This window comes from Streptomyces hygroscopicus subsp. hygroscopicus (genome assembly GCF_001553455.1).
Classification (GTDB): Bacteria; Actinomycetota; Actinomycetes; order Streptomycetales; family Streptomycetaceae; genus Streptomyces; species Streptomyces hygroscopicus.
In genome coordinates, this window is record NZ_BBOX01000050.1 from 1 (window position 1) to 9039 (window position 9039).

General features: G+C 71.2%; 8 protein-coding genes. 6 read left to right on the forward strand and 2 right to left on the reverse strand.

Annotation, left to right across the window (positions count from 1 at the left end):
- The 5 genes from AXW62_RS06775 to AXW62_RS06795 all read left to right on the forward strand — a co-directional run.
- Nucleotides 1-902: carbohydrate ABC transporter permease (locus AXW62_RS06775; RefSeq protein WP_060943683.1), on the forward strand; the 902-nt coding region annotated here is incomplete at its 5' end.
- Nucleotides 899-1729, forward strand: coding sequence for a carbohydrate ABC transporter permease (locus AXW62_RS06780; protein ID WP_060943684.1), 831 nt, complete (start codon nucleotides 899-901; stop codon nucleotides 1727-1729). The genes AXW62_RS06775 and AXW62_RS06780, both read left to right, overlap by 4 nt.
- 9 nt (nucleotides 1730-1738) lie before the next feature.
- On the forward strand, nucleotides 1739-3298 hold the full coding sequence (locus tag AXW62_RS06785; protein ID WP_060943685.1) for a glycoside hydrolase family 3 protein: 1560 nt from the start codon (nucleotides 1739-1741) through the stop codon (nucleotides 3296-3298).
- Nucleotides 3299-3344: 46 nt separating this feature from the next.
- The gene (locus AXW62_RS06790) at nucleotides 3345-4412 is read left to right on the forward strand and encodes an SIS domain-containing protein (RefSeq protein WP_030823087.1); all 1068 of its coding nucleotides are present in this window, start codon (nucleotides 3345-3347) and stop codon (nucleotides 4410-4412) included.
- A 663-nt stretch (nucleotides 4413-5075) separates the two neighbouring features.
- A complete protein-coding gene (locus AXW62_RS06795) occupies nucleotides 5076-6551 on the forward strand; it encodes a sensor histidine kinase (protein WP_060943686.1) in 1476 nt (491 codons plus the stop codon).
- A gap of 243 nt (nucleotides 6552-6794) precedes the next feature.
- Here the strand turns inward: AXW62_RS06795 and AXW62_RS06800 are convergent, their stop codons facing one another.
- Together AXW62_RS06800 and AXW62_RS06805 are read right to left on the reverse strand one after the other, a co-directional pair.
- The gene (locus AXW62_RS06800) at nucleotides 6795-7052 is read right to left on the reverse strand and encodes a WhiB family transcriptional regulator (RefSeq protein ID WP_014054815.1); all 258 of its coding nucleotides are present in this window, start codon (nucleotides 7050-7052) and stop codon (nucleotides 6795-6797) included.
- Nucleotides 7053-7366: 314 nt separating this feature from the next.
- A complete protein-coding gene (locus AXW62_RS06805; protein WP_030823092.1) occupies nucleotides 7367-8335 on the reverse strand; it encodes a diacylglycerol/lipid kinase family protein in 969 nt (322 codons plus the stop codon).
- Between the two features lie 162 nt (nucleotides 8336-8497).
- On the opposite strand from AXW62_RS06805, the gene AXW62_RS06810 reads away from it, so the two are divergent.
- Nucleotides 8498-9039 (forward strand): hypothetical protein (locus AXW62_RS06810; protein WP_060943687.1); only part of this gene is annotated, 542 nt, incomplete at its 3' end.

Here is a 9039-nt window from a genome sequence, read left to right on the forward strand (position 1 = left end):
CCGGGCGCCGGCGGCTGACCGGCGCCGCCCCGTATCTGCTCCTGCTGCCCGCGCTGGCCGCGGCCGCCGTGCTGCTGGGCTGGCCGCTGGTCAAGAACGGCATGCTGTCGCTGCAGAACCTCAATATGCGGCAGCTGATCCAGCACCTCACCGAGTGGAACGGGGTCGACAACTACCGCGAGACGCTGACCAGCGAGGACTTCTGGCGCGTCACCCTGCGGTCGGTGATCTTCACCGGGGTCAACGTGGTGCTGATCATGGTGCTGGGCACCCTGATCGGACTGCTGCTGGCCCGCCTCGGCAGCAGGATGCGGCTGCTGCTCTCGGTCGGTCTGGTCCTGGCCTGGGCCATGCCCACCATCGCCGCCACCACCGTCTTCCAGTGGCTCTTCGCCGCCCGCTACGGGGTGGTCAACTGGGTCCTGGACGCGCTCGGCTGGCACTCCATGGCGGACTACAACTGGACCGGCGGCCAGTTCTCCACCTTCTTCGTCATCACGGTGCTGATCGTCTGGCAGTCGATCCCCTTCGTGGCGATCAACCTCTACGCCGCGACCACCACCATCCCCGGTGAGCTCTACGAGGCGGCCGCGCTCGACGGCGCCGGCACCTGGAAGAGCTTCACCTCGGTGACCCTGCCGTTCCTCAAGCCGTTCGTGCTGGCCACGACGTTCCTCGAAGTCATCTGGGTCTTCAAGGCGTTCACCCAGGTCTTCGCGATCAACGAGGGCGGCCCCGAGCGGCTCACCGAAACCCTCCCCGTCTACGCCTTCATCGAGGGCATGGGCAATCAGCACTACGGCATGGGCGCCGCGATCTCGCTGCTGACCATCGTGGTCCTGCTGGCGCTGACCTCCTACTACCTCCGGATCGTGCTCAGGCAAGAGGAGGACGAGTTGTGAAGCGCTCGCCGCTCGCCCGGCTGTGGCCGGGCGCGACCGCCGTGGTGCTCTTCATCGGCTTCGCGTTCCCCGTCTACTGGATGTTCACCACGGCCTTCAAGCCGACCTCGGACGTCATCTCCGAGGACCCGGTGTGGTTCCCCACCACGGCCACCCTCGAACACTTCCAGAAGGCCGTCGACGCCGACCACTTCTGGACGCTGGTGGGCAACTCGCTCACCGTCACCCTCTCGGCGGTCGTCCTCGCCCTGGTGATCGCGCTGTTCGCCTCGTTCGCCCTGGCCCGGATGCGGTTCAAGGGGCGCCGCGGCTTCCTGGTGGTCTTCATGATCGCGCAGATGGCGCCCTGGGAGGTCCTGGTCATCGCCATCTACATGCTCGTGCGCGACGGCGACATGCTGAACAGCCTGCTTCCGCTGACCGTGTTCTACATGGTCATGGTGCTGCCCTTCACCATCCTCACGCTCCGCTCCTACGTGGCCGCCATCCCCAAGGAGCTGGAGGAGTCGGCGATGGTCGACGGCTGCACCCGTACGCAGGCGTTCCTCCGGGTGATCTTCCCGCTGCTGGCGCCCGGCCTGATGGCCACCTCCCTCTTCGGCTTCATCACGGCCTGGAACGAGTTCCCGCTCGTCCTCATCCTGAACAAGGACCCCGGAGCCCAGACGCTGCCGCTGTGGCTGTCCAGTTTCCAGACCGCCTTCGGCGACGACTGGGGTGCGACGATGGCAGCGGCCTCGTTGTTCGCCGTCCCGATCCTGCTCCTGTTCCTGTTTCTGCAACGCAAGGCGGTCGGTGGGCTCACTTCCGGCGCTGTGAAGGGATGAACCCGGCATATGACGACCCTCACGCATGATGCGGCCACCCTCACCCGCGACGCACTCACCGTTCTGCAGCCCGGCTTCACCGGCACCACCGCCCCCGACTGGCTGCTGCGCCGGCTCGGCGAGGGACTCGCCTCCGTCGGCCTGTTCGGCCGGAACATCGCCACCCCCGAGCAGCTGGCCGCCCTCACCGCCCAGCTGCGCGCCGAGCGCGACGACGTCCTGGTGGCCATCGACGAGGAGGGCGGTGACGTCACCCGGCTGGAGGTGCGCACCGGCTCCTCCTTCCCCGGCAACCTGGCGCTCGGCGCGGTCGACGACCCGGAGCTGACCCGGGCCGTCGCCCGGGAGCTGGGCCGCCGCCTCGCGGAGTGCGGCGTCAACCTCAACTGGGCGCCCTCCGCCGATGTCAACTCCAACCCCGACAACCCGGTCATCGGCGTGCGCTCGTTCGGCGCCGAACCGGGGCTCGTCGCCCGGCACACCGCCGCCTACGTCGAGGGCCTGCAGAGCGCCGGAGTCGCCGCCTGCACCAAGCACTTCCCCGGCCACGGCGACACCGCCGTCGACTCCCACCACGCGCTGCCGCGCATCGACGCCGGTCTCGACACCCTGGTCGCCCGTGAACTGGTGCCCTTCCGCGCCGCCATCGCCGCCGGGACCAAGGCCGTGATGAGCGCGCACATCCTGCTGCCCGCCCTCGACCCCGACCTGCCCGCCACCCTCAGCCCCGCCGCGCTGCACGGTCTGCTGCGCCGGCCCGTGGCGGACGGCGGACTCGGCTTCGACGGGCTGATCGTCACCGACGGCATGGAGATGCGGGCCATCGCCGACGCGTACGGCATCGAGCGCGGCAGCGTCCTGGCGATCGCCGCGGGCGCCGACGCGATCTGCGTCGGCGGCGGACTCGCCGACGAGGACACCGTGCTGCGGCTGCGCGACGCGCTGGTCACCGCCGTCACCGAGGGACGGCTGGCCGAGGAGCGGCTGGCCGAGGCGGCGGAGCGGGTGCGCGCCCTGGGGGAGTGGACGCGGCGCTCCGGCGGACCGCGAGCGGCGCACGGCGTCGAGCCCGCCGCGGGGGTGGGGCTCACCGCCGCGCGCCGGGCGCTCCGGGTCACCCCGGCCGGGCCGTCGTACGAACCCCTGACCGGGCCCGCCTACGTGGCCTCCCTCACCCCGGTCGCCAACATCGCCGTCGGCGAGGAGACCCCGTGGGGCGTCGCCGGTGAACTGGCCCGGCTGCGGCCCGGCACCGGAACCGCCACCTACGGGCAGCGGGACGCCGAGGCCCGGGGCGTCCCGGGCCTGATCGAAAACATGCTCGACGCGGCGGCGGGCCGTAGGATCGTCGCCGTGGTCCGCGATGTCCACCGCCACCCGTGGATGGCCGACGCGCTGGACGCCCTGCTCACCGCCCGTCCGGAGACGGTCGTGGTGGAGATGGGGGTGCCCCAGGCGCCACCCGCCGGTGCGCCGCACATCGCGACCCACGGCGCCGCCCGGGTGTGTGGACGGGCGGCCGCCGAGGTGATCGCCGGCGTCGCCGCCGACGACCGACCCGGGGACTGACCCCCTCAGCACAGCCGGTACAGCCAGCCACCTGGAGGCACCCAGCATGTCCGCCACGACGGCCCAGCACAGCGACCAGCCGGGCCGGATCATGTCCGGCGAGATGGCCGAGCAGCCCGCCGTACTGCGCCGCATCCTCGACCAGGGCGCCCCGAGGATCCGCGAGGTCGCGGAGCGGATCGCCGCCCGCAACCCGCGCTTCGTCCTCCTCACCGCCCGGGGCACCTCGGACAACGCGGCGCTGTACACCAAGTACCTGCTGGAGATCCTGCTCGGCAAGCCCTGCGGGCTGACCTCCATGTCCACCACCACCGCGTACGGCGCTCAGCCGGACCTCACCGACGTGCTGGTGATCACCATCAGCCAGTCCGGCGGTTCGCCGGACCTGGTCGCCTCCACCGAGGCCGCCCGCGCGGCCGGCGCGATCACCCTCGCGGTGACCAACAACGCCGACTCCCCGCTCGCGGCCGTCTCCGAATTCCACATCGACGTCCTGGCCGGGCCGGAGAAGGCGCTGCCCGCGACCAAGACCTACACCGCCGAACTCCTCGCCCTCTACCTCTTCGTGGAGGGGCTGCGCGGCGGCGACGGCGCGGCCGCCAAGGTGCTGCCCGACCTCGCCCAGCAGATCCTCGACCGCCAGGACGAGGTGCGGCAGCTCGCGGCGCGCTACCGCTTCGCCGAGCGGATGGTCCTCACCTCCCGGGGCTACGGCTACCCGACCGCCAAGGAAGCCGCCCTGAAGCTGATGGAGACCAGCTACATCCCGGCGCTCTCCTACTCCGGCGCCGATCTGCTGCACGGCCCGCTCGCCATGGTCGACAACATCTCGCCGGTCATCGCGATCGTCACCGAGGGCAAGGGCGGCCAGGCGTTGCAGCCGGTCCTGGAGCGGCTGCGCGGCCGGGGCGCCGACCTCGTCGTCATCGGCAGCGCGTCGGAGGTGGAGCGGGCCTCGGCGGGGTTCGCCCTGCCGACGGACGGGGTGGCCGAGGAGGTCCAGCCGATCCTGGAGATCCTGCCGTTGCAGATGCTGGCGTACGAGGTGACCATCGCCCGTGGCCAGGACCCGGACGCGCCCCGGGCGCTGGCGAAGGTGACGGAGACCCGCTGAGACACGCGGCGGGGACCCTGCGCACACGCGGGGTCCCCGCCGGGGTCGGGCGCTGGGGCCCCCGCCGGGAGGGGCGCTGGGTCCTCGCCGGGTCGGGTGCCGGGGTCTCCGTTGGGGTCGGGTGCTGGGGTCCCCGCCGGGTAGGGCGCCGGAAGGGCTCCCGAGCGGAACGGAGAAAGGCTTCCGGGCGGGCACCGGGAAGGCTCCCGAGCAGACGGAGAAGGCTCCCGGGCGGGCAGCCGGAAGGGCTCCGGGGCGGAACGGAAAGAGGCTTCCGGGCGGAACGCGGAAAGCCTTCCGGGCGAGCGCCGAAAGGGCTCCCGGGCAGACGCCGGAAGGGCTCCCGGGCGGACACCAGAAGGGCCCCCGCGGCTCCCGAGGAGGCGCGGGAGCCCAGTGGGACACCCGCGGGCCGCGGCGCCAGGGCGGGACCCTCAACCCACCCGGCACCGCAGCCCGGAGTTGCATCGGCCGAGCGGCCGACCTGACGAGGGCCCCGGGGCGGTCAGGGCAGAGCGCTCCGGGCCCTCGATCCGCCCTCCTGTGCGGGGAGAGCGGAAGATCGCAGTGCTCGATATTCTGGACTAGACCACTGCTGTCTGTCCATGCTTATGCGCGAATGGGCTCATCCCCCCGTGGGGGTAGGCTCGCAACGTGCCCTCCATGAACGACCTCGTCCGCCAGCACACCGCCCTCGACGACTCCGACCTCGAGTGGCTCCACCTGCTGGTCTCGGAGTGGCAACTGCTCTCCGACCTCTCCTTCGCCGATCTCGTCCTGTGGGTCCCCACCAGCGACGGCACCCGCTACGTCTCCGTGGCGCAGATGCGGCCGAACACCGGGCCCACCTCCTACCAGGACGACATGGTCGGCCATCTCGTTCCGCGCGGCCGTCGCCCCATGCTCGACGCCGCGCTCGACGAGGGCCGGATCGTCCGCGAGGGCGACCCCGAGTGGCGCGAGGAGGTGCCGGTCCGGGTGGAGTCCATCCCGGTCCGGCGGGAGAGCCGGGTCCTCGGTGTGATCGCGCGGAACACCAATCTGCTGACCGTGCGGACCCCCAGCCGGCTGGAGCTGACCTACCTCCAGAGCGCGTCCGACCTGGCCCAGATGATCGCCGCGGGAGCGTTCCCGTTCCCCAATCAGCAGGTCGACATGGACGCCTCCCCGCGTGCGGGCGACGGGCTGATCCGGCTCGACGCGGACGGGGTGGTCCAGTACGCGAGCCCCAACGCGCTCTCCGCCTACCACCGGCTGGGGCTCGCCGCCGACCTCGTCGGCCACGACCTGGGCAGGACCACCGCCGAACTCGCCCCGGTGCGCGGCCCGGTGGACGAGGCGCTGGTCAAACTGGCCAGCGGCTGGGCGCCCCGGGAGTTCGAGGTCGAGGGCGGCGACGGGGTCATCCAGCTGCGGGCCATTCCGCTCAAGCCCAAGGGGCTGCACATCGGTTCCCTGGTCCTGCTGAGGGACGTCACCGAACTGCGCCGCCGTGAGCGCGAGCTGATCACCAAGGACGCCACCATCCGGGAGATCCACCACCGGGTGAAGAACAACCTCCAGACGGTGGCGGCGCTGTTGCGGCTCCAGGCCCGCCGGATGGACTCCGCACAGGGGCGGGAGGCGCTCAACGAGGCGGTGCGCAGGGTCGGTTCGATCGCGATCGTGCACGAGACCCTCTCCCAGAACCTCGACGAGCGGGTCGAGTTCGACGACATAGCCGACCGGGTGCTGGCCATGGTGGCCGAGATATCGCCCGGCAAGGTGACCGGCCGCCGCACCGGACGCTTCGGCATCCTCGAGGCCGAGGTCGCCACCCCGCTGTCCATGGTGCTCACCGAGGTCCTCCAGAACGCGCTGGAGCACGGCTTCGGACCGGGGGTGCAGGGCACGGTCGAGGTCTCGGCGGTGCGTAGTGGCAGCGGTGAGGAGAGCCGGCTGACGGTGGTCGTCCAGGACGACGGGCGCGGGCTGCCCGAGGGGTTCGACCCCCAGCGGGCCGGAAACCTGGGGCTGCAGATCGTCCGCACCCTGGTGGAGGGGGAACTGGGCGGGACGTTCGACATGGTGCCCGCCCCGGAGCGCGGCACCCGGGTGGTGCTGGACTTCCCGGTGCGTGCCGAGAAGCAGAAGCACTGAGGCGCGGAACGCACCGCCGGGGGCTGAGACGTCCGGCACACCGCCGAACACCGCCGAACGCCGCCGAGGACTGAGCCCGTTCCGGGAGCCCGGAGAGCACTGAGCCCGTTCCGGGGGTCCGGAAAGCACTGAGCCCGGAAAAGCACTGAGCCCCGGACCGTCCGGTCCGGGGCTCAAAGCTCATGATGCTGTGCGCATGGGGGTTTCTACGCGCTGCGGCTCGGGGGCCACGGGGTGCGGGCTTCAGGCGCTGGCGTTGCGTGCCCGGTTGCGAGCGGCACGGCGCTTCATGGCGCGGCGCTCGTCCTCGCTCATTCCACCCCAGACGCCGGAGTCCTGGCCGGACTCGAGCGCCCACTGCAGGCACTGCTCCATTACGGGGCAGCGGCGGCAGACGGCCTTGGCTTCCTCGATCTGCAGCAGCGCAGGACCGGTGTTGCCGATGGGGAAGAACAGCTCGGGGTCTTCCTCGCGGCAAACGGCGTTGTGACGCCAGTCCATGGCTGCTCCATCTCCTCGTATTGCGGGCTCGTTGCTTGTGAATGTGAACGCTTTCACGAATCCCTCCACAAGGGTAGGGACGCCGACCAGATCGGGCTGGTGTCCCGTGGAATGAGGAGGGGGTTCGGGCTCTCAAGGGGGCCTTCCGAAGGCCGTCCCGATCGCCAAGAAGAGACTCGCAAACCTCGGCGGCGGATACAACCCCTTCCAGAAAGTTTTTTTTGATTCCTTGGTGTCGGCTCTGTCACAGCCGTACTTCCGGTGGGTGGATCCCAGGGTAAACGTTCGACTAGAAGGACTTTTTGCGGTCTCACTCACACAATCACACGCAGTGCACGGCGTACGCCTGTGAACGTCACGCTCGTACGCAGTCCCAGGTGGTCACCGTCCATCTGGAACGGCAGTGGCGCCTGGGATTGCAAGGTGAAGTCCGTCAGGTCGTGCAGCGACACCGCGCCCTTGCCGCGGGGCCCGCGCTCGGGGGTCGACATCAGCAGCTGGGTCGCGTACCGGGTCATCGCGGGCATCGACAGTTTGCTGAGTCCCAGCACGTCGAGGGCGGTGTCGAAGGAGGCCTGGGGAGCCGCGTAGACCGGGCGGTTGCCGAGATACGTCCAGGGGGCGGTATTGCAGACTATGGACAGCGCCAGCTGCTCGATCGGTTCCTCGTCCGGCCGCCGAAGGGTGATGGTGCCCTGCCGCCGATGCGGCTCGCCGATGAACTGCCGCACCATTTGCCGTATGTAAAGGGCATGGGTGGACCGCTTGCCGCGCTCGCGCTGCTGCTCGACCCGGCCGATGACGCTCGCGTCGAAGCCCAGGCCCGCACAGAAGGTGAACCAGCGGGCCGGGACCGACTCGTCCCGGGTGCCCGGCGTACCGGCCGCGAGGCCGAGGCCCACGGTCCGCTCGGTGCCGTCCCGCAGCGCGTCCAGCAGGGCGCCGGTCGCCTCGACGGCGTCGTTGGGCAGCCCGAGCGCGCGGGCGAAGACATTGGTCGAGCCGCCCGGGACGACCGCGAGCCGGGGCAGCTCGCGCGGGGCGGGACCATGGTGGAGCAGTCCGTTGACCACCTCGTTGACGGTGCCGTCGCCGCCCAGTGCGACGACCAGCTCATGGGTGCCACCGTCGACCGCCCGCCGGGCCAGATCGCGCGCATGCCCCCGGTACTCCGTGGTCGCCACGTCGAGTTTCAGATCGCTGGCGAGCGCGTGGAACAGAACGTCCCGGGTGCGGGCACTGGTGGTGGTTGCTGCCGGGTTGACCACGAGAAGTGCGCGCATGCGCGCCAGCCTACCCATCCGAGCCGACCGGCCCCAGGGGGGCCGGGTCCTCCCGGTGATCTTCGCGGAATTCTTCAGGCAATTCTTCGGGGAAGTATTCGGGGATCGTGGCGGGAGAGGGACCTCGGCCCCGGACGGGCCGAGGGCGGCTAGGCTGCTGGGGTGAGCAGAAGTAAGTCCGCTACCGCGAAGAAGGCGCAGAAGGCCGCGACGCAGAAGGCGACCGAGCGGAAGGACGCCGCACGGAAGGCGGCCGAGCGGCCGGACGCCGACGCCGCCAAGGCGTCCGGCGGCGCCGACGCCGCGCCCACCGGACCCCGTCCCGTCCGGCTGACCGCCGCCGCGTTGCTGGCCGCCGCGGAGGGCGTGGTCCTGCTGGGCTTCGGCGTCTATGTGCTGATCATGGGGCTGACCGGAGACCCGGAGAGCCCCCAGCAGGCGGAGATGCTCGGGGTCACCGTGCTCGCGCTGGCCCTGCTCCCGCTGCTCGCGGCCCGCGGGCTGTGGCTGCGGCGCCGCTGGAGCCGCGGCCCCGCGATGATCACTCAGCTGATGGCGCTGCCGGTGGCCTGGACGCTGCTGCAGAACGGCGGCGGTCTGATCGCCGCCGGTGTGGCCACCGCCGTCGCGGCCCTCGCCGTCCTGGTCCTGCTGATCAACCCGACGGCGACCGAGGCCCTCGGCATCGGCCCCCGCGACGCCTA

Coding starts and splice junctions, on each gene's coding strand:
- AXW62_RS06790 (WP_030823087.1), top strand. CDS start 3,345: ATGTCCGCCACGACGGCCCAGCACAGCGACCAGCCGGGCCGGATCATG.
- AXW62_RS06805 (WP_030823092.1), bottom strand. CDS start 8,335: ATGCGCGCACTTCTCGTGGTCAACCCGGCAGCAACCACCACCAGTGCC.
- AXW62_RS06800 (WP_014054815.1), bottom strand. CDS start 7,052: ATGGACTGGCGTCACAACGCCGTTTGCCGCGAGGAAGACCCCGAGCTG.
- AXW62_RS06785 (WP_060943685.1), top strand. CDS start 1,739: ATGACGACCCTCACGCATGATGCGGCCACCCTCACCCGCGACGCACTC.
- AXW62_RS06795 (WP_060943686.1), top strand. CDS start 5,076: ATGAACGACCTCGTCCGCCAGCACACCGCCCTCGACGACTCCGACCTC.